15 protein-coding genes are annotated in these 19,586 nt (G+C 70.9%); 5 read left to right on the forward strand and 10 right to left on the reverse strand.

The features are described 5' to 3' along the window. Positions 1–179: 179 nt before the first annotated feature. The 5 genes from ACFWU3_RS27380 to ACFWU3_RS27400 all read right to left on the reverse strand — a co-directional run bounded on the left by ACFWU3_RS27380 (position 180) and on the right by ACFWU3_RS27400 (position 4,523). Positions 180–395 (reverse strand): DUF397 domain-containing protein, encoded by a 216-nt coding sequence (locus ACFWU3_RS27380; RefSeq protein WP_383240041.1) that lies wholly within the window; start codon positions 393–395, stop codon positions 180–182. 132 nt (positions 396–527) lie between these two features. Next, the gene (locus ACFWU3_RS27385) at positions 528–1,709 is read right to left on the reverse strand and encodes a thiolase domain-containing protein (protein WP_384442915.1); all 1,182 of its coding nucleotides are present in this window, start codon (positions 1,707–1,709) and stop codon (positions 528–530) included. Beyond that, on the reverse strand, positions 1,702–2,754 hold the full coding sequence (locus tag ACFWU3_RS27390) for a thiolase domain-containing protein (RefSeq protein WP_384442918.1): 1,053 nt from the start codon (positions 2,752–2,754) through the stop codon (positions 1,702–1,704). The genes ACFWU3_RS27385 and ACFWU3_RS27390 overlap by 8 nt, the downstream gene beginning before the upstream one ends. After that, on the reverse strand, positions 2,751–3,695 hold the full coding sequence (locus ACFWU3_RS27395) for a Zn-ribbon domain-containing OB-fold protein (RefSeq protein ID WP_384442921.1): 945 nt from the start codon (positions 3,693–3,695) through the stop codon (positions 2,751–2,753). The genes ACFWU3_RS27390 and ACFWU3_RS27395 overlap by 4 nt, the downstream gene beginning before the upstream one ends. Before the next feature lie 18 nt (positions 3,696–3,713). Beyond that, positions 3,714–4,523 (reverse strand): crotonase/enoyl-CoA hydratase family protein, encoded by an 810-nt coding sequence (locus ACFWU3_RS27400; protein WP_384442924.1) that lies wholly within the window; start codon positions 4,521–4,523, stop codon positions 3,714–3,716. 176 nt (positions 4,524–4,699) lie between these two features. Here ACFWU3_RS27400 and ACFWU3_RS27405 point away from each other — a divergent pair, with 176 nt between their 5' ends. After that, positions 4,700–6,322 (forward strand): acyl-CoA synthetase, encoded by a 1,623-nt coding sequence (locus tag ACFWU3_RS27405; protein WP_384442927.1) that lies wholly within the window; start codon positions 4,700–4,702, stop codon positions 6,320–6,322. Between the two features lie 283 nt (positions 6,323–6,605). Here ACFWU3_RS27405 and ACFWU3_RS27410 read toward each other — a convergent pair whose 3' ends face one another. Beyond that, positions 6,606–7,136: a VOC family protein gene (locus ACFWU3_RS27410; protein WP_384442930.1), complete on the reverse strand. Its 531-nt coding sequence runs from the start codon at positions 7,134–7,136 to the stop codon at positions 6,606–6,608. Between the two features lie 244 nt (positions 7,137–7,380). Between ACFWU3_RS27410 and paaK the strand changes: the two genes are divergently transcribed. Continuing rightward, on the forward strand, positions 7,381–8,661 hold the full coding sequence (gene paaK / locus ACFWU3_RS27415; RefSeq protein ID WP_384442933.1) for a phenylacetate--CoA ligase PaaK: 1,281 nt from the start codon (positions 7,381–7,383) through the stop codon (positions 8,659–8,661). 63 nt (positions 8,662–8,724) lie between these two features. Further along, complete coding sequence (locus ACFWU3_RS27420) at positions 8,725–9,519, forward strand: PIG-L deacetylase family protein (RefSeq protein WP_384442936.1); 795 nt, start codon at positions 8,725–8,727, stop codon at positions 9,517–9,519. 77 nt (positions 9,520–9,596) lie between these two features. Here the strand turns inward: ACFWU3_RS27420 and ACFWU3_RS27425 are convergent, their stop codons facing one another. After that, positions 9,597–11,096 (reverse strand): acyl-CoA synthetase, encoded by a 1,500-nt coding sequence (locus ACFWU3_RS27425; RefSeq protein ID WP_384442939.1) that lies wholly within the window; start codon positions 11,094–11,096, stop codon positions 9,597–9,599. A gap of 148 nt (positions 11,097–11,244) precedes the next feature. Here ACFWU3_RS27425 and ACFWU3_RS27430 point away from each other — a divergent pair, with 148 nt between their 5' ends. Further along, complete coding sequence (locus ACFWU3_RS27430) at positions 11,245–13,626, forward strand: penicillin acylase family protein (protein ID WP_384442942.1); 2,382 nt, start codon at positions 11,245–11,247, stop codon at positions 13,624–13,626. A 28-nt stretch (positions 13,627–13,654) separates the two neighbouring features. On the opposite strand, the gene ACFWU3_RS27435 is transcribed toward ACFWU3_RS27430, so the two are convergent. The 3 genes from ACFWU3_RS27435 to ACFWU3_RS27445 form a co-directional block, all read right to left on the reverse strand. Beyond that, positions 13,655–14,755: a calcium:proton antiporter gene (locus tag ACFWU3_RS27435; protein ID WP_384442945.1), complete on the reverse strand. Its 1,101-nt coding sequence runs from the start codon at positions 14,753–14,755 to the stop codon at positions 13,655–13,657. A gap of 187 nt (positions 14,756–14,942) precedes the next feature. Continuing rightward, complete coding sequence (locus ACFWU3_RS27440) at positions 14,943–16,484, reverse strand: acyl-CoA synthetase (protein ID WP_384442948.1); 1,542 nt, start codon at positions 16,482–16,484, stop codon at positions 14,943–14,945. Then, positions 16,484–17,590, reverse strand: coding sequence for a nitronate monooxygenase (locus ACFWU3_RS27445; RefSeq protein ID WP_384442951.1), 1,107 nt, complete (start codon positions 17,588–17,590; stop codon positions 16,484–16,486). The genes ACFWU3_RS27440 and ACFWU3_RS27445 overlap by 1 nt, the downstream gene beginning before the upstream one ends. 155 nt (positions 17,591–17,745) lie before the next feature. Between ACFWU3_RS27445 and ACFWU3_RS27450 the strand changes: the two genes are divergently transcribed. After that, positions 17,746–19,584, forward strand: coding sequence for a serine hydrolase (locus ACFWU3_RS27450; RefSeq protein ID WP_384442954.1), 1,839 nt, complete (start codon positions 17,746–17,748; stop codon positions 19,582–19,584). Positions 19,585–19,586 lie beyond the last annotated feature (2 nt).

Genomic DNA, 19,586 nt, shown 5'->3' on the forward strand with positions numbered 1-19,586 from the left:
GGGGTTCACGGCCCGCGCGGGTGGCCGGGGCAGGCGCCTCCCCCGGCCTCGTCCCGAGTCGCCACGCGCCCCGAGGGGTCCACACGGCATCGCTTCGGTGGCCGCAGCGGTCGGACCGTCGCGGCCACGGCGACCGGGATCGAGGGCGGGCGGGAGTGGGAAAAGGACAGCGCGAGCCGTCAGGTGAGGTCGAACTCCCCACCGCGGGCGTTCAGCACAAAGGCTCGCCATTCGGCCGGTGTGAAGATCAGGGACGGGCTCTCCGGCCGTCCGCCGTTGCGCATCGCGATGAAGCCCTCCACGAAGGCGATCTGGACATCCCCCGTTCCCTGACTGCCGGACTGCCAGTCGGCGTTGGTGAGGTCGAGTTCAGGCTTGTCCCAGCCCGAAAACATCTGCGTGGTGGTCGTGCTCTCGGCCACGTCCGTGCTCCTCCCGCATTGTCTCCGGCCTCAGACTAGCGATCGTCCCCGGTCACCGACAGGCCGCGGAGGAAGGCCGGGAGCCACCGGGGGCGGAAGAACGCGTCAGGTGCGGGGCGGCTCCGCGCCGACGAGCCACATCGAGAAGAACTGCGACCCTCCGCCATACGCGTGCCCGAGCGCTCTGCGGGCTCCGTCGACCTGGTGCTCGCCCGCCCGGCCGCGTACCTGAAGTGCGGCTTCGGCGAAGCGGATCATGCCGGAGGCGCCGATGGGATTGGTGGACAGCACCCCGCCCGACGGGTTCACGGGCAGGTCCCCGTCGAGTTCGGTGACGCCGGACTCGGTGAGTTTCCAGCCCTCGCCCTCGGCGGCGAAGCCCAGGTTCTCCAGCCACATCGGCTCGTACCAGGAGAAGGGGACGTACATCTCGACGGCGTCGATCTCCCGGCGCGGGTCGGTGACGCCGGCCTGCCGGTAGACGTCGGCGGCGCAGTCCTTGCCGGCCTGCGGGGACACGAAGTCCTTGCCGGCGAACATCGTCGGTTCGCTGCGCATCGCTCCACCGTGCACCCAGGCCGGCGGGTTCGGTGCCCGCGAGGCGCCGGCCCGGTCGGTGAGGACCATCGCGCAGGCACCGTCGGACGAGGGGCAGGTCTCGGAGTAGCGGATCGGGTCCCACAGCATCGGGGAGGCCTGGACCTTCTCCAGCGTGATGTCGTGCTCGTGGAGATGGGCGTACGGATTCTTCAGCGCGTTGCGGCGGTCCTTGTAGGCCACCAGGGAGCCGACCGCGTCGGGGGCTCCGGTGCGCCGCATATAGGCGCGTACGTGCGGGGCGAAGAAGCCGCCGGCGCCCGCGAGCAGGGGCTGCTGGAAGGGGACCGGGAGGGACAGGCCCCACATGGCGTTCGACTCGGACTGCTTCTCGAAGGCGAGGGTGAGCACCGTGCCGTGCACCCGGGAGGCCACCAGGTTGGAGGCGACGAGGGCGGTGGAGCCGCCGACCGAACCCGCGGTGTGCACCCGCAGCATCGGTTTGCCGACGGCACCGAGCGCGTCGGCGAGGTACAACTCCGGCATCATGACGCCCTCGAAGAAGTCGGGGGCCTTGCCGATCACCACGGCGTCGATGTCCGCCCAGGTGAGCTCGGCGTCGTCGAGCGCTCTGCGGGCGGCTTCGCGCACGAGGCCCGCGATCGAGACGTCCTGGCGTGCGGCGACGTGTTTGGTCTGGCCGACGCCGACGACGGCGACGGGTTCCTTGCCTCGGGCGGCGTCAGGCACGGTCCTCCCCTTCCAGTACGGCGACCAGGTTCTGCTGGAGGCAGGGGCCGGAGGTGGCATGGGCGAGTGCCCGGTCGGACTCGCCGCGGTGGATACGGGCGGCCGCCTCGCCGAGCCGGACGAGGCCGGTTGCCATGACCGGGTTGGCGGCGAGCGCCCCGCCGGACGGGTTGACTCTCACGCTGTCGTCGAGGTCGAGGGCTCGCCGCAGGACGATTTCCTGGGAGCTGAAGGGCGCGTGGAGCTCGGCGGTGTCGACAGGCCGCTCGAACGCTCCGGCGCGCTGTGCGGCGAGCCGGGTGGAGGGCGAGTCGGTCAGATCGCGTACGCCGAGACTGTGGGCCTCGATGCGGTGGTCCATGCCCCGGATCCAGGCAGGCCGTTCGCACAGGTCGCGGGCACGGTCCCCGGCGGCGAGGATCACGGCGGCCGCGCCGTCCCCGATCGGGGAACAGTCCCCGGCCCGCAACGGCTGGACGATGTACTCGCCCTGCGGGACCGACCCGGTGAGCTGGGCGTGCGGGTTGGTCCGGGCGTCGTCGCGGCTGCGGGCGGCGACGGCGGCCAGCTCCGGCTCGTCCACGGTTCCCGCGTCGATGAGCGCCTGCGCCTGGAGTGCGGCGAGCGATACCGAGTCGGGCCAGAGCGGTGCCAGGTAGTAGGGGTCGAGCTGGCGGGTGAGGACGTCCCGCACCTGGCCGGGGGACGACTTGCCGTAGGAGTAGACGAGTGCGGTGTCGGCCTCACCGGTGAGGATCTTGACCCAGGCTTCGTACAGGGCCCAGGCGCCGTCCATCTCCACATGGGACTCGGAGATGGGCGGCCAGGCGCCGACGCCGTCGAGGGCCATGGTGAACGAGAAGGCCCGCCCGGCGAGATAGTCGGAGGATCCCGAGCAGGTGAAGCCGATGTCGCCGGTCTTCAGGCCGGTGCGCGCGAGGACGTCGTGGAGGACCGGCATCAGCATCTCGACCTCGGAGAGGTCGTCGCTGCGGCGCCGGTGGTCCGTCTGCGCGAAGGCGACGATCGCCACGTCGTGCGTCACAGCAGCTCCTTGTAGGTGTCGTAGTCGGCGTCGGGTTCGCCGGTGGGGCGGTAGTGGTCGGGGTGGCGGCCGCCCGGTTTCCATACGGGCTCGACCCGGAGCCCCATGCGCACCTGGTCGTAGGGCATTCCGGCGATGCGTCCGTGCAGGGCGAGGTCGGCGCCGTCGAGGGCGATGTGGGCGTAGACGTACGGGACCTCGATGTCGAGGTTCTTGGCCTTGATGTTGACGATGCAGTAGGTGGTGACGGTGCCGCGCGGGCCGACCTCGACGCGGTCCGTGGTGGCGACGCCGCAGGTGGGGCAGGCGCCGCGGGGCGGCACATAGACCTTGTGGCAGGAGGGGCAGCGCTCGCCGACGGTCCGGTGGTCGGCCAGCGCGGCGATGTGCGCGGTCTGGGCGCGGCCGGGCGAGTAGACGTAGTCGAGCCGGGCGGGCGCCACGATGCCGGTGACGGCGTCGTCGAACTGCCCGTCGTGCGCCGTGCCGTGGGCCTCGCCCTCGCCGTCGTACGGCTCGAAGCAGGCGATGTCGGTGATGGCGCCGGTCCGCTCCCCGGCCCAGCGGACACGCACCCGCATCCCCGTGCGGACGGCCTCGGGCCCGGGTGCGTCGAGGGCGTGCAGGAGGGAGGTGTCGGCGCCGTCGAGCCGAACCAGCACCCACGCGAACGGCTCGGTGAGGGGCTGACCGCGCCGGGGGGCCGGGTTCCAGGCCCACGTGGTGACGGTCCCGCAGGAGCCGACCTCGACGAGGTCGCGGATCTCCTCGGCGGTGACCGGGTCGTACTCGACGGGCGGTACGAGCACCCGGCCGTCCTCCGTCCGCACGCCGAGGACCGTCCGCTCGCGCAGTCCGGTGAGAAAGGCGCTCTGTACGGGGCCGAGTGAGCGGGTGAAGGGGAACTCGACGACCAGCGGGGCGCTCAGCAGCTCGGGCATCCGGGGTCTCTCCCTCGGTCAGGCGCGGCGGTACACGGGGTCGCGCTTCTCGGCGAAGGCGCGCGCGCCTTCCTTGGCGTCCTCGGTGTCGAAGACCGGCCAGCCGCGCTTGAGTTCGGCGGCGAGTCCTTCGGTCTCGGTCATCTCGGCCGTCTCGTAGACGGATGCCTTCACCGCCTCGACGGCGAGCGGCCCGCAGGCGTTGATCTGCTCGGCGACGGCGAGGGCCTTGTCGAGTGCCGTCCCGTCGGGGACGACGTGGCCGATGAGCCCGATGTCCCGCGCCTCCTCGGCGCTGTAGGGCCGGCCGGTCAACAGCATCTCCAGGGCGTGGGTACGCGGGATCTGGCGCTGGAGCCGTACGGTCGAGCCGCCGATGGGGAACAGTCCCCGCTTCACCTCGAACAGTCCGAAGGTGGCGCCGCGGCCCGCGACCCTGATGTCGGTGCCCTGAAGGATCTCGGTACCGCCGGCCACGCAGGCGCCCTCGACCGCGGCGATCACGGGTTTTCGGGGCCGGTGGTGGCGGAGCATGGCCTTCCAGTGCAGATCCGGATCGGCCTTCATCCGGTCGCGGTACTGCTGTCCGTCCATCCCGCGGCCGGCGAGCGCCTTGAGGTCCATGCCGGCGCAGAAGGCGCCGCCCGCGCCGGTGAGCACGACGGAGCGTACGGAGTCGTCCTCGTCGGCCTCCATCCAGCCGTCGTGGAGGCCGACCAGCATCGGCAGCGAGAGGGCGTTCTTCGCCTCGGGCCTGTTCAGGGTGAGCACGAGTGTGGCGCCTTCGCGCCGCACGGTGAGGTGCTCGGTTCCACCTCGTTCGTCCATGTGCGGACCTCCCGTCTCGACCTGGAACAGGTTGCAGGAGGCGGAGGCCCAGTTCAATAGTTTTCTGACACTCAGTCAGATTTCTTCTGCGGCGCCCCTTCCCAGTTGTGTCCCCCGGCGCTCTAATGACCGCCGAGCCGGAGTTCGCCGGGGACGCACCGCGGTCAGGAGGAACGGTGGAGTACAACCTTGCCGACCTGTTCGAGTCGGTCGTCGACGTGGTCCCCGACCGCGAGGCGCTTGTGTACCTCGACCACCCCGGGACCGGCGCGGAACGCAGGCTCACCTACGCGGAGCTCGACGCCGCGGCCAACCGTGTCGCCCACCATCTGGTCGAAGCGGGCATCGAACCCGGCGAGCATCTCGGACTGCACCTCTACAACGGCATCGAGTATCTGCAGACCGTGCTCGGCTGCCTCAAGGCGAGAGTCGTACCGGTCAACGTCAACTACCGCTATGTGGAAGAGGAACTGGTCTACCTCTACCGCGACGCCGACCTCGCGGCCCTGGTCTTCGACGCGGAGTTCACCCGCCGGGTCGCGGCCGCGCTGCCGAAGACGCAGAAGCTGCGGCATCTCGTACGCGTGGGCACGCCCCCGCAGGACGCACCGCCGCTGGACGCCGTGTCCTTCGCCGACGCGACGGCCGGCGCGTCACCCGGGCGCGGCTTCGGACAGCGTTCCGCCGACGACCAGTTCATCATCTACACCGGGGGCACCACCGGTATGCCCAAGGGGGTGATGTGGCGTCAGGAGGATCTGTTCTTCTCCGGACTGGGCGGCGGTGCGCCGACCGGCGAGCCGGTCTCTTCGCCCGAGGAGCTCGCGGATCGGGTGGCCGCGGGCGGTGAGGGGATCACCTTCTTCCCCACTCCCCCGCTGATGCACGGCACGTCCACCCTCACCGCGTTCATCGGCTTCAACTTCGGCCAGCGGATCGTGGTCCACCGCAAGTACGTGCCGGAGGAGGTGCTCCGGACGATCGAGAAGGAGAAGGTCTCCAGCGTCTCGCTGGTCGGCGACGCGATGCTGCGACCGCTGATCGACGCGCTGAACGGGCCCCTGAAGGGCACCGACCTGTCCGCGCTGTTCAGCGTCTCCTCGTCCGGCGCGATCATGTCCGAGACGGTGAGGGCGCAGTTCACCGCCCTCGCGCCGAACGTGATGCTGCTGAACAACTTCGGCTCGTCCGAATCCGGTTTCAACGGCACCGCGACGGAGGACTCCGGCCCCGAGAAGGGCTTCCGGCTCCGGGTCAACTCCCGTACGGAGGTGGTCGACCCAGCGACGTACGAACCGGTCGCGGTGGGCGAGCCGGGGCGGATCGCCCAGCGCGGGCATGTGCCCCTCGGCTACTACAACGACCCCGAGAAGACCGCGGAGACCTTCTTCCAGCGCGGCGACGAACGCTGGGTCCTGCTCGGTGACATGGCGACGGTCGACGAGGAGGGCATCGTCACCGTCCTCGGCCGCGGCTCGCAGTGCATCAACACCGGTGGCGAGAAGGTGTATCCCGAAGAGGTCGAGCAGGCGCTGAAGTCCCACCCCGATGTCTACGACGCACTGGTGGCCGGGGTGCCCGACGCCACCTGGGGAAACCATGTGGCCGCGGTGGTGCAGGTGCGCGAGGGAGCGGCGGAACCCGGTCTGGAGGAGATCCAGTCGCACTGCCGCACCCGGCTGGCCGGCTACAAGATTCCGCGCCAGCTGCTGATCGCGAAGGAGATCCAGCGTTCTCCGAGCGGCAAGGCGGACTACCGCTGGGCGCGCACGGTGGCGACGGAGGCCGCCGGGCAGTGAGCGCCCGGACCCGGATGCCTCGCCGGGGCGCTTCCTTCAGGACGCCCCGGCGAGAAGCCGCTTCATGGACTCGGCGGCCCGGACGGCCGCATCGCCGCGGCCGCCGTTGAACAGGACGTACAGCCGGTCCGCCCGGCCTGACATGTCCGTCAGCCGGGGTCAGCCACTCGGTCGACTCGCCCTCGGCGCAGGCGTGCCGGAACCACTCGGTCCGGGCACCCCGCGCGAGGCGAGGACGGCCTGGGCCAGGCCCTGTTCGCAGGCCCCGGAGGCGGGCCGGCCCTCAGGCGGGGTCCGCCCCCAGGATCTGCTCACCGTTGAAGACGCCGAGCCGCTCCTGATAGAGCTCCAGGGGAACCCCGTTGGGGTCCCGGAGATAGAGGCTGTCCTCGACCCCGCGGTCCGGGCCGAGATACTCGACGCCCGCGTCGTCGAACCTCGTGCGTGCCGCGGTGAACCGTTCCGCGTCCACGGACAGCGCCAGATGCTGTACGCCGCCGATCGTCTCCTCGATGGGCGGGTGGTCGTGTCCGGGGAAGTCGAAGAATCCCAGCAGATTCCCGTGGCCGATGTCGAAGAAGAAGTGGGTGGAGCCGCGGTAGTCGCGGTTCTCCACGATCTCCACCAGCGGGAAGCCCAGGAACTCCTGGTAGAAGCGGATGGTCTCCTCGACATCGCGGCAGATGAAGGCCACGTGGTGGATGCCGCGGACCGCCGTCGGAGGCCGGTCTTCCGGCGCGCGCAGATACCGCTGCTTCAGCAGTTCCCGGCGTGCCTGCACGGCTTCCAGTTCGGCGCCCTCGGGCTGCGGCATCGCGGTCTCCTTCGTCAAGATGCATGCGGGATTCAACTTCCTTCCCGCATCCTCCCCCGTCCGGCCGCGATCACCCCGGAGGCACCCCTCCACTTCACCCGGTGACGAGCCACCGCAGAGAATCCCCGTGCCGTCCGTCCGAGCCATCCACATCCCTTGACGCCCGGCCGCGGGGCTGAATTACTGATCCCGACGCACCACGACCGAATGATCGGTCGTCCGATTTGGGACGGGAGAATCCGGCATGACGGACCTGCTGGACGCGGCGGAGCGGCTGAGCCGCGATGAGCTCGAGGCGCTGCAGCTCGAACGGCTGCGGGCGACCCTGCGTCATGCGTACGACCATGTGGACTTCTACCGCCGCTCCTTCGACAAGGCAGGTCTGCGTCCCGAGGACTGCCGCCGCCTCGCCGATCTCGGCCGCTTCCCCTTCACCGCCAAGACCGATCTGCGGGACAACTACCCGTTCGGCATGTTCGCGGTGGAGCAGTCCGAGGTCCGGCGCATCCACGCCTCCAGCGGCACCACCGGCCGTCCGACCGTCGTCGGCTACACCGAGCGCGACCTGGACACCTGGGCCGATGTGGTGGCCCGCTCGATCCGTGCGGCCGGCGGCCGACCCGGTCACAAGGTGCATGTGGCGTACGGATACGGGCTGTTCACCGGCGGCCTCGGCGCGCACTACGGAGCCGAGCGCCTCGGCTGCACCGTCATCCCGGCCTCCGGTGGCATGACCGCCCGTCAGGTGCAGCTCATCCAGGACTTCCGTCCCGAGATCATCATGGTGACGCCCTCCTACATGCTCACGCTGCTCGACGAGTTCGAGAAGCAGGGTGTCGATCCGCGGTCGACCTCCCTGAAGGTGGGGATCTTCGGCGCCGAGCCGTGGACGGAGGAGATGCGGCGGGAGATCGAGGAGCGCTTCGCCATCGACGCCGTCGACATATACGGGCTCTCCGAGGTCATGGGGCCGGGCGTGGCCCAGGAGTGCGTGGAGACCAAGGACGGTCTGCACATCTGGGAGGACCACTTCTATCCCGAGGTCGTCGACCCGTTCACCGGCGAGGTGCTGCCGGACGGCGAACCCGGGGAACTGGTCTTCACCTCGCTCACCAAGGAAGCCATGCCAGTGATCCGGTACCGGACCCGGGACCTGACCCGCCTCCTGCCGGGCACGGCCCGGGTGTTCCGCCGGATGGAGAAGGTGACCGGCCGCAGCGACGACATGGTGATCCTCCGCGGGGTGAACCTCTTCCCCACCCAGATCGAGGAGATCGTGCTGCGGACACCGCATGTCGCTCCCCACTTCCAGCTGCGGCTGACCCGCGACGGGCGGCTGGACGCGCTCACCGTCCGCGCCGAGGCCCGCAACGGAGCGACTCCCGACCAGCGGGCGGAGGCAGGCAGGGCGATCGCCGCGGCCGTGAAGGACGGCATCGGGGTGTCGGTCTCGGTCGACGTCGTGGATCCGGAGACACTGGAGCGCTCGGTCGGCAAGATCAAGCGCATCGTCGACCTCCGCTGACCGCTTGCCGCCGGTTCTGTCCTTGCGGCTGCCGCGAGGTCCCCGCGCGGCCATCATGAGCTCATGAGCTCCTTCGAGGACACAGACGGCGACACCGGCAGAGGATCCGCTCAACTGCCTCCGCTGCCCGAGGACTGGCAGCGGGGCATGGCGATCGCGGCGCACCCCGACGACATCGAGTACGGGGCGGCTTCGGCGGTCGCACGCTGGACCGCGCAGGGCAAGAGCTTCACCTACCTCCTGGCCACGCGCGGGGAGGCCGGCATCGACGGGATGCATCCGGATCAGGCGGGCCTCCTGCGCGAGGCGGAGGAGCGCGCGGGCGCCCGCGCCGTCGGCGTGGACGTGGTGGAGTTCCTCGGCCACCGCGACGGCGTCGTCGAATACGGCCCCGCGCTGCGCCGCGACATCGTCCGGGCGATCCGCCGGCACCGGCCCGAGGTCATCGTGTCGGGCGCGTTCACCGTGCGCATGATCGGCGGCCTCACCAACCAGGCGGACCACCGGGTGGTGGGCCTCGCGGCGCTCGACGCGGCAAGGGACGCGGGCAACCGCTGGATCTTCCCCGAACTCGCCGACGAGGGCCTGGAGCCGTGGGGCGGGGTGCGCCTCGTGTGCTTCGCCGGCGCCGCCGAACCCACCCACGGTGTGGATGTGACGGGTGATCCGCTGGAGAGGGGCATCGCCTCACTCGCCGCCCACGCGGAGTACACCAAGGGCCTCGGGACGAACGGCTTCGAACCGCGACCGTTCCTGACCTGGACGGCCAGGACGGCCGGTCCGGCACTCGGCGTGGAGGCGGCGCTGCTGCTGGACGTCCACGAACTGATCCCCCAGGGGCCGCCACCGTGGGTGTGACGGGCGCGCCGGCCCGGGTGAGCGGCCACCGCAAGCGGGTGTGACCGGCGCACCGGAAGCGGGAGCCCGCGGTCTGCCTACTCGGCGAACCGGTCCCGCAGTTCCCGCTTGAGGATCTTTCCGCTCGCGTTGCGCGGGAGTTCCTCCACGAACAGGACCTTCTTCGGGGCCTTGAAGTGGGGGAGCTTCTCGCGTGCGTGGTCGATCAGCTCGGTCTCCGTGACCTCGTCCCGGGTCACCACCACCGCCGTGACCGCCTCGATCCAGCGGTCGTCCGGGAGGCCGATGACCGCGGTCTCCGCGACGGCCGGGTGGGTGTAGAGCGCGTCCTCGACCTGACGTGAAGCCACCAGCACGCCTCCGGAGTTGATGACGTCCTTCACCCGGTCGACGACCGTGAAGTAGCCCTCGGCGTCCCGTACGGCGAGGTCGCCCGAGCGGAACCAGCCGTCGCGGAACGCCTCGGCCGTCTCCTCCGGTTTGTCCCAGTAGCCCTCGCACAGCTGCGGGGAGCGGTAGACGACCTCGCCGGCCGTGCCGTCGGGGACGTCCTTGCCGTCCTCGTCGACCACCTTCGCGTCCACGAACAGCACCGGGCGACCGCAGGAGTCCATCCGTCCCTCGTGTTCGGCCGGGCCGAGGACGGTGGCGAGCGGGCCGATCTCGCTCTGGCCGAAGCAGTTGAAGAAGCCGAGGTCGGGCAGGTGTTCCCGGAGCCGTTCGAGGACCGGCACCGGCATGATCGAGGCGCCGTAGAACGCCTTGCGCAGCCCGCCGAGGTCGCGGGTGGCGAAGTCCGGGTGGTTCGCCAGCGCGATCCACACGGTCGGCGGGGCGAAGAGGCTGGTCGCGCGGCCCGCCTCCACCAGGTCGAAGATCGCGGCGGCGTCCGGTCCGTCCAGGATGATGTTCTCCGCGCCGACCGCGAGGTACGGCAGCAGGAACACATGCATCTGGGCGGAGTGGTACAGCGGCAGCGAGTGCACCGGCCGGTCGTTCTCGTTGAGATCGAGGGCCGCGATCGCGCTGACGTACTCGTGGGACAGCGCCCGGTGGGTCATCATCGCGCCCTTGGGCAGCGCGGTGGTCCCGGAGGTGTACAGCAGCTGGACCAGGTCCTCCGTCTCCGGCTCCCGCTGGGGCGTGAAGTCGCGGGGCGTGGACAGCTCGGCCAGCAGCGAGTCGTCGGCGTCGCGCAGGAACCTGACGGCGGGCCCGTCCGGGAGCCGGGGCGCCAGGTCGGGGTCGGCCAGCACGAGGGCGCTGCCCGACTGCTCGATGATGTACGTCAGATCGTCGCCGGTGAGGTTCTGGTTGACCGGTACGTGCACGAAGCCCGCCCGCGAGCAGGCCAGGAAGGCGATGAGGTACGCGTCGGAGTTGTGGCCGTAGGAGGCGACCCGGTCCCCGGGCCGCAGACCGTGGCCGGTCAGGACGGCGGCCGCCGTGGTGACCGCGGCGTCCAGCTCCGCGTAGCTCCAGGTCCGGTCCGCGTAGTGCACGGCCGTGCGATCGGGGGTGCGCCGGGCGCTGCTCCGCAGGACGGAGTCGACGGTGTTGCTGCGTACAGCTGTCATGGCGCGATCCTGTGCGGTGCCCGATGGACGGTCAAGTCCGCGGATACCGAACGGGATGTTGACACCGTGCGCCACGACTGAATGCATGGACCATCCTGCTTCGAACTGACCCTGTTGGGAGTTCGAACTGACCTTGTTGGGAGGCACGTTGCTCTTCCGCACCCGCCTGAGACGCCTCGGACTCGCCGGTGTCGCGCTCGTGACCGCGGCGGCCGCGCTGCCGTCGGCGGCCGTCGCCGATTCCGGGGACCGGCACGACCGGCACCCCTCCGGCGGCGGGCTCTCCGCCGTCGTCCGCTACACCGAGCACGGCATTCCGCACATCGTGGCCAAGGACTACGCGAATCTCGGCTTCGGCACCGGCTGGGCGCAGGCCGCCGACCAGGTCTGCGTCCTCGCCGACGGCTTCGTGACGGTGCGCGGGGAGCGCTCCCGTCACTTCGGACCGGACGCGGCCCCGGACGGCTCACTGTCGTCCGCGACGAAGAACCTCTCCAGCGACCTCTACTTCGCCGGTGTGCGGGACGCCCGCACCGTGGAGAAGCTGCTGGCCACCCCGGCACCCGCGGGCCCCGGACGTCAGGTCAAGGAGCTGATGCGCGGCTGGGCGGCCGGCTACAACGCCTGGCTGAAGCAGAACCGCGTCACCGATCCGGCCTGCCGCGGCGCCGACTGGGTGCGGCCCGTCAGCACGCTGGACGTGGCCAGGCGCGGCTTCGCGGTCTCGGTGCTCGGCGGTCAGGGCCGTGGCATCGAGGGCATCATCGCGGCCGGGCCCCCGGGCGCCGCGCCGGTCGCCGCCCCCGATGCCGCGGCTACGGCGCGGGCGGCGCGCGACCTCTTCTCCCCCGACAGCGCCGCCATGGGCTCCAACGCCGTCGCGTTCAGCGGCGCCACGACCGCGAACAGGCGCGGTCTGCTGCTCGGCAACCCGCACTACCCGTGGCAGGGCGGCCGCCGCTTCTGGCAGTCGCAGCAGACCATTCCCGGCGAGCTGAACGTCTCCGGCGCCTCCCTGCTGGGCACCGCGGTCGTCAACATCGGTTTCAACGACAAGGTGGCCTGGAGCCACACCGTCGCGACCGGCGTCACGCTCAATCTGCACCAGCTCGTCCTGGACCCGGCCGATCCCACGACGTACCTGGTGGACGGCAGTCCGGAGCGGATGCGGAAGCGGACGGTGACCGTACGGGTCAAGGGCGGGGAGCCCGTGACGCGTACGCAGTGGTGGACCCGGTACGGACCGGTCGTCACCTCGCTCGGTCCGTCGCTGCCGCTGCCGTGGTCGGCGACCACCGCGTACGCGCTGAACGACCCCAACGCCGCGAATCTGCGGGCGTCCGACACCGCGCTCGCGTTCGGCAAGGCCCGCTCGACCGACGACATGGTGCGAGCCCTGCGGCGAACGCAGGGACTGCCCTGGATCAACACCATCGCCGCCGACGCCCAGGGACACTCGCTGTTCACCCAGTCCCAGGTGCTGCCCCGGATCACGGACGACCTCGCACAGCGCTGTTCCACCCCGCTGGGCAAGGTCACCTATCCGGCCTCGGGTGTGGCCGTGCTGGACGGTTCGCGGACGGACTGCGCACTCGGCTCGGACAAGGACGCCGTGCAGCCCGGCATCTTCGGGCCGTCGAGGATGCCGACGCTCCGGGACGCTCCGTACGCGGAGAACTCCAACGACAGCGCCTGGCTCGCCAACGCCGACCGTCCGCTGACCGGCTACGAACGGGTCTTCGGGAACCTCGCCACGCCACGTTCGCTGCGCACCCGGGGCGCGATCCAGGACGTGGCGGCGATGGCCGACCGGCGTGGGCTGACCGTGGCCGACCTCCAGCGGCAGCAGTTCGCCAACCGGGTGCCCGCGGCCGATCTGGCGGCGACCGACGCGGCGCGCGCCTGCCCTGCCGTACTGCCCGGTGACACCGCGGCATGCGCGGCGCTCGCGGCGTGGGACCGCCGGGCCGACACGGACAGCCGCGGCGCGCTGCTGTTCGATCGCTTCTGGCGTGCGTTCGCCACGCTGCCGCTCGCCGAACAGTGGAAGGTGCCGTTCTCCGCGGCCGATCCGGTGCACACGCCGAACACGCTCAACACGGCGTCACCCGGCTTCGCCAAGGCCCTGACGGGCGCCGTCGCCGAACTGCGGGCCGCGGGCATCCCTCTCGACGCCCCGCTCGGTGCCCACCAGTTCGTGGTACGCAACGGCAAGCGCATCCCGGTCCACGGCGGTACGGAGGCGCTGGGTGTGTGGAACAAGGTCGAGCCGGTGTGGAACGCGGCCGGCGGCGGCTACACGGAGGTCTCGACGGGCTCCAGCCACATCCAGGCGGTCGGCTGGGACGGCGGCCGCTGCCCGGTGGCCCGCACCCTGCTGACGTACTCCCAGTCGTCGAATCCGACATCGCAGCACTACAGCGACCAGACCGTGCTGTTCTCGGGCGAGCGGTGGGTGACGTCCCGGTTCTGCGAGAAGGACATCCTCCGCTCGCCGCAGCTGAGGATCGTGAAGGTACGGGATCACTGACAGGACTGACAGGAAGGGGCTGAACGCGTCACGGGCTGAAGGAGAGGAAGACGAACGCGGCGAACAGCGCCAGATGGACGCCGCCCTGGAGCAGAGTGGCTCGTCCGGGCACCACGGTCAGCGCGCTCACCACCGCCGTGAGCACGAGGAGCACCATATGGGTGGCGTCCTCACCGAGGACCAGGGGCCCGGACAGCCAGATCGACGCGAGCGCGATGGCCGGAATCGTGAGACCGATGCTGGCGATGGCGGACCCGTACGCGAGGTTCAGGCTCGTCTGCACCCGGTTCCGGCGCGCGGCGCGGACCGCGGCGAGGGTCTCGGGCGCCAGCACCATCAGGGCGATGACGACGCCGACGACCGCCGTGGGGAGCCCGGCCGACTCCACGGCGTTCTCGATGGTCGGCGAGACGAGCTTGGCGTTTCCGACGACGGCGACGAGCGCGACCATCAGCAGGCCGAGGCTCGCCGCCGTCTGCCTGTCGGTGGGCGGGGGCGCGTGCTCGTCGGCGGCGGGCTCCTGGCCGTCGCGTTCGACGGGCAGGAAGTAGTCCCGGTGCCGCACGGTCTGGACGGCGACGAAGATGCCGTACAGACAGATCGAGGCGACGGCGGCGAAGGTCAGCTGCGCCCCGGTGAACTCCGGGCCCGGCTGACTCGTGGTGAACGTGGGCAGCACCAGGGTCATGGTCGCGAGGGTGCAGACGGTCGCGAGAGCGCCGCCGGAGCCCTCGGCGTTGAAGACGACGACACGGTTGCGCAGAGCGCCGACCAGCACACACAGTCCCACGATGCCGTTGCAGGTGATCATGACGGCGGCGAAGACGGTGTCCCTGGCGTACGTCGACACCTTGTCCCCGCCGCCCGCCATGAGGGTGACGATCAGTCCCACCTCGATGACAGTGACCGCCACGGCGAGCACCAGGGAGCCGAAGGGTTCGCCGACGCGGTGCGCGATGACCTCGGCGTGGTGCACGGCGGCGAGGACGGCCCCCACCAGACAGAGCCCGACGAGGGCGACGACGAACCCGGGCAGCTCGCGGCCCCAGGCCAGTACGAGCGCGACCACGGCGACGACCGGCACCCAGGTGGTCCACTGAGCCGCGAGCGGTGCGGTGCCGGTCTTCATGACGGCCACGCTGCCAGGGGCACGGGCGGGACGCGCGTGGTGCTCCGCCAACGGGGTCCCGGCGCGCCTTCCGGCAAGTCCCGCCGGGAACGTGGCGCGTGCGCCGACCCGCGACCGGCCGAGCGCCGGTACCCGGTCGGCAGACCTCACGGGAGAAGCCGGGACGCCGACCACCCGGCCGGGCGCGTCACATCGCGCGTTCGTGGCCCTCCCAGTACGGCTCGCGCAGCCGGCGCTTGTAGAGCTTGCCGTTCGGGTCCCGCGGCATGACCTCGATGAAGTCCACCGTCTTCGGCCGCTTGTACGCGGCGAGGTGCTGCTCGCAGTGGTCGAGGATGTCGGCGGCGAGTGCGTCGCCGGCCTCGTGACCGTCGGCGGGTTCGACGACGGCCTTGACCTCTTCTCCCCAGTCGGCGTGCGGTATCCCGAAGGCAGCCGCGTCGGCGACCGCCGGATGGGTGAGCAGCGCGGATTCGATCTCGGCCGGGTAGATGTTGACGCCGCCCGAGATGATCATGTCGATCTTGCGGTCACGGAGGAAGAGATAGCCGTCCTCGTCGAGGACGCCGAGGTCGCCGACCGTGAAGAAGTCGCCGATCCGGTTCTTCCGCGTCTTGGCCTCGTCCTTGTGGTAGCTGAAGCCACCGGTGGACATCTTCATGTAGACGGTGCCCAGTTCACCGGGCTCCAGGCGGTTGCCGTCGTCGTCGAAGACGGCGAGTTCGCTGATGGGCCAGGCCTTGCCGACGGTTCCGGGCTTCTTCAGCCAGTCCTCGGCGGTGGCGAAGGCACCGCCTCCCTCACTCGCCGCGTAGTACTCCTCGACGCAGGTCCCCCACCAGTCGATCATCGCCCGCTTCACGTGGTCGGGGCAGGGGGCCGCACCGTGGATCGCGTGCCGCATCGACGTCACGTCGTACCGCGCCTTGACGTCGTCGGGCAGCGCGAGCAACCGGTGGAACTGCGTCGGCACCATGTGCGTGTGCGTACACCTGTGTCGGTCGATCAGCCGCAGCATCTCCTCGGGCGTCCACTTGTCCATCAGGACCAGCGGATGCCCGATGTGCAGGGCCGCGCCGGCGAACTGGAGCACGGCCGTGTGGTACAGCGGGGAGCAGACGAGATGGACGTTGCCGTCGAAGGGCGTGATGCCGAAGATGCCGAGGAACCCGCCGAGATAGGTCTCCTCCGGAGCCTTGCCGGACAGCGGCCGGCGGATGCCGCGCGGCCGTCCGGTGGTGCCCGAGGTGTAGTTCATGACCCAACCGAGCGTGCGGCCGTCGGGGGCGGACTCCCGTTGTCCGTCGAGGAGTTCGGCGTAGGGGCGGAAGCCGTCGACGGCGCCGACGGCATACCGGTGGCTCGCGGGCAGCTTCGCCTCGTCGGCCGCCGCCGTCGCCGCGTCGCCGAACCGCTCGTGCGCGATGAGGACCTTGGCGCCGGAGTCGGCGACGATCCAGGCGATCTCGGGGCCGACGAGGTGGTGGTTGACGGGGACGAGATACAGCCCGGCCTGGGACGCGGCGAGGTAGGCGGTGAGGAGTTCGACGCCGTTGGGGAGCACGACGGCAAAGGCGTCACCGCGCTCGAGACCCGCGGCGCGCAGCCCGTGGACGAGCTGGTTGACGACGGCGTGCAGCCGGCCCGCGGTCCAGGCCGTACCGTCGGGCGCGGTCAGGATCGTGCGACCGGGGTCGGCCGCCGCCTGGGCCCAGAAGCCGTTGGGCATCACTGACTCCTTCCGGCGATGCGGTTGATGCGGTCCACGGCCCGTTCGAAGCCGCGGGTCAGATCGTCGAAGACGGTCTGCACAGCACGCTCGGACGTCATCCGTCCGACGATCTGGCCGACCGGTGTGCCGAGCAGAGGCACCACCTCGTGCTTCTGGATACGCGAGACGGCCTCCGCGACGAGCAGGCCCTGGAGCGGCATCGGCAGGGTGCCGGGTCCGTCCGGGCCGTCCCAGGCGTCGGTCCATTCCGTCCGCAGTTGGCGCGCGGGCTTGCCGGTCAGGGCGCGCGAGCGGACGGTGTCGCCGGAGCCGGCGGCGAGGAGTTTGGCCGTCAGTGCGCGGGAGTGCAGGTCGGCCTCCGTGGTGGTGAGCCAGAGCGAACCGAGCCAGGCTCCCTGCGCGCCGAGCGCGAGTGCCGCGGCGATCTGTGCACCGCTGCCGATGCCGCCGGCGGCGAGTACGGGCAACGGATCGACGGCGTCGACCACTTCGGGAGTGAGCACCATGGAGGCGATCTCGCCGGTGTGGCCGCCCGCCTCGTAGCCCTGGGCGACTACGATGTCGATGCCTGCCTCGGCATGGCGCTCGGCGTGGCGTGCGCTGCCGGCGAGTGCGGCGACCAGGACGTCCTGACCGTGCGCCCGCTGCACGACGTCGCCCGGCGGGGAACCGAGGGCGTTGGCGAGCAGTCCGATCGGGTACTGGAAGGCGACGTCGAGCTGGGTGCGGGCGACTTCTTCCATCCATCCGGTGATGCGCCACCCCGCCGCCTCCCCCTCGGCGAGTTCGGGCACCCCGTGCTTGGCCAGGGTGTCGCGGACGAACTGCCGGTGCCCCTCCGGGATCATCGCCTCGACATCGGCTTCGGTGACGCCTTCGACCTTCTTGGCGGGCATGACGACGTCGAGTCCGTACGGCTTGCCGTCGCTGTGCTCCTGCATCCAGTCGAGATCGCGTCTGAGGTCGTCGGGGGCGGTGTAGCGGACGGCCCCGAGGACGCCGAACCCGCCGGCCCTGGTGATGGCGGCGGCCACCGCGGGGAACGGCGTGAAGCCGAAGATGGCGTGTTCGATCCCCAGTCTCTTGCTCAGCTCCGTCTCCATGGGCGGCAGGATGCCGCAGCCGGACAGACGAGGGAAGAGATTTTCTGATGCTGTGTCAGATTCTTTGAGGTGGTTGACACCGCCCGAGCCCCGCAAGAAAGTTTCACTGCTGATCGTGATCCCGAAAGATACTTTCAGGAGAGGGTAGGTTCCGGATGACACAGGGCGCGGAGGGCAGAGGGATCAGCCGACGGAGACTGGGCAGCGGAGTGCTGGCCCTGGGCGGAGCGCTCGCGCTGGGGCCGATCCCGTTCGCCGACGCGGCGGCCGCCGAGAGCGGTGGGGCTTCCGGCGGGGGCGCGAGTCCGGCCGGCGGGCGGCCGACCCTGCGGCGCGGCAGCCCGGAGCAGGCCGGTCTGATCCCCCGCCACCTGGAGCAACTCGTCACCGACGCACGCACGTTCCTCGGCCCGTCTCCGAAGCACCCCTGGTACGCGGGGGCGGTACTGCTCGCGGGGCGCGGCGGCACCGTGGCGCTGCACCGGCCGATCGGCAAGGCGGTGCGCTACGCCGCGTACGACGAGAAGACCGACACCGGAGTGGAGTTCCCGCCCGAGCGGCAGATCCCCATGGCCGAGGACACGGTCTTCGATCTGGCGTCCGTCTCCAAGCTGTTCACCTCGCTGCTCGCCGTGCAGCAGATCGAGCGGGGCACGCTGCGGCTGGAGGCGGCGGTCGCCGCGTATCTGCCGGATTTCGCAGCCGGAGGGAAGCAGGACATCACCGTCCGCCAACTGCTCACCCACACCTCGGGGCTGCGGGCCTGGATCCCGCTCTTCAGGGAGCCCACCCGTGAGGGCAAGCTCCGGCTGCTGTGGAACGAGGTCCCGGTCACGCCGCCCGGCACCGCCTACCTGTACTCCGACCTCAATCTGATCTCCCTCCAGCTGATCCTGGAGAAGATCACCGGACGCGCACTGGATCTACTGCTCCGCGAGGAGATCACCGCTCCACTCGGGATGCACCGCACGCGCTTCAATCCGCCCGCCTCCTGGCGGCCCAAGATCGCCGCCACCGAGGACGCCCGGCTGCCCTGGTCGGGCCTGGACCGCGGACTCGTATGGGGAGAGGTGCACGACGAGAACGCCTTCGGCTTCGGCGGCGTCGCCGGTCACGCCGGCGTCTTCTCCTGCGCCTGGGACCTCGCGGTCCTGGCCCGGACGCTCCTCAACGGCGGTGTCTACGGGCGGTCCCGCATCCTGCTCCCGTCCTCCGTCGAGTTGATGTTCACCGACTTCAACACCGCCTTCCCGGGCGACGAGCACGGCCTCGGCTTCGAGCTCTACCAGCACTGGTACATGGGAGCCATGGCCACCCCGCGCACCGCCGGGCACACCGGATTCACGGGCACCAGCCTGGTCCTGGACCCCGGCTCCGACTCGTTCCTGATCGTGCTCGGCAACTCCGTCCATCCGGTGCGCAGTTGGCGGAGCGGGAGTGCGCCACGGGCCGCCGCGGCCAACAACCTCGCGCGTGCCGTCCCCGTACGTCCCGACCACGGCCGCAGGGCCTGGTTCGCGGGCATGGCCGCCGCCTCGTCGGCGACGCTCACCCTGCCCGGGCTCGCGCTGTCGTCCCCGCCTGCCTCGGGCTCCGGGTCCGGGTCTGCCCGGCTCGGATGCTCCCTGTGGTGGGACACCGAGCCGGGCTCCGACGGCCTGTTCCTCGAAGCGTCGTCGGACGACGGCGCGAGCTGGCAGCCGGTGCCGTTCACGACCGCACGGGACGGTGCGGCGCCCCAGTCGCACCCGGCGGGCACCGCGACCGGCTGGTCGGGGCGCCGCTGGCACCGGCTGACCGCGGACCTCGCCGCCTGGCGCGGCACCACCCTGCGGCTGCGCTGGCGTTACGCCACCGACCAGCTCTATGTGGGCCGCGGCGTCTACGTGGACGCGATCACGGTCACGGACCGGGGCCGTACCGTCTTCGACGACGGCACGCCCCGGGACGCAGCCCGGATCGAGGCCACGGGCTGGACGCCGTCCGCGGACTGACG

Source organism: Streptomyces sp. NPDC058685, assembly GCF_042714725.1.
GTDB lineage: Bacteria > Actinomycetota > Actinomycetes > Streptomycetales > Streptomycetaceae > Streptomyces.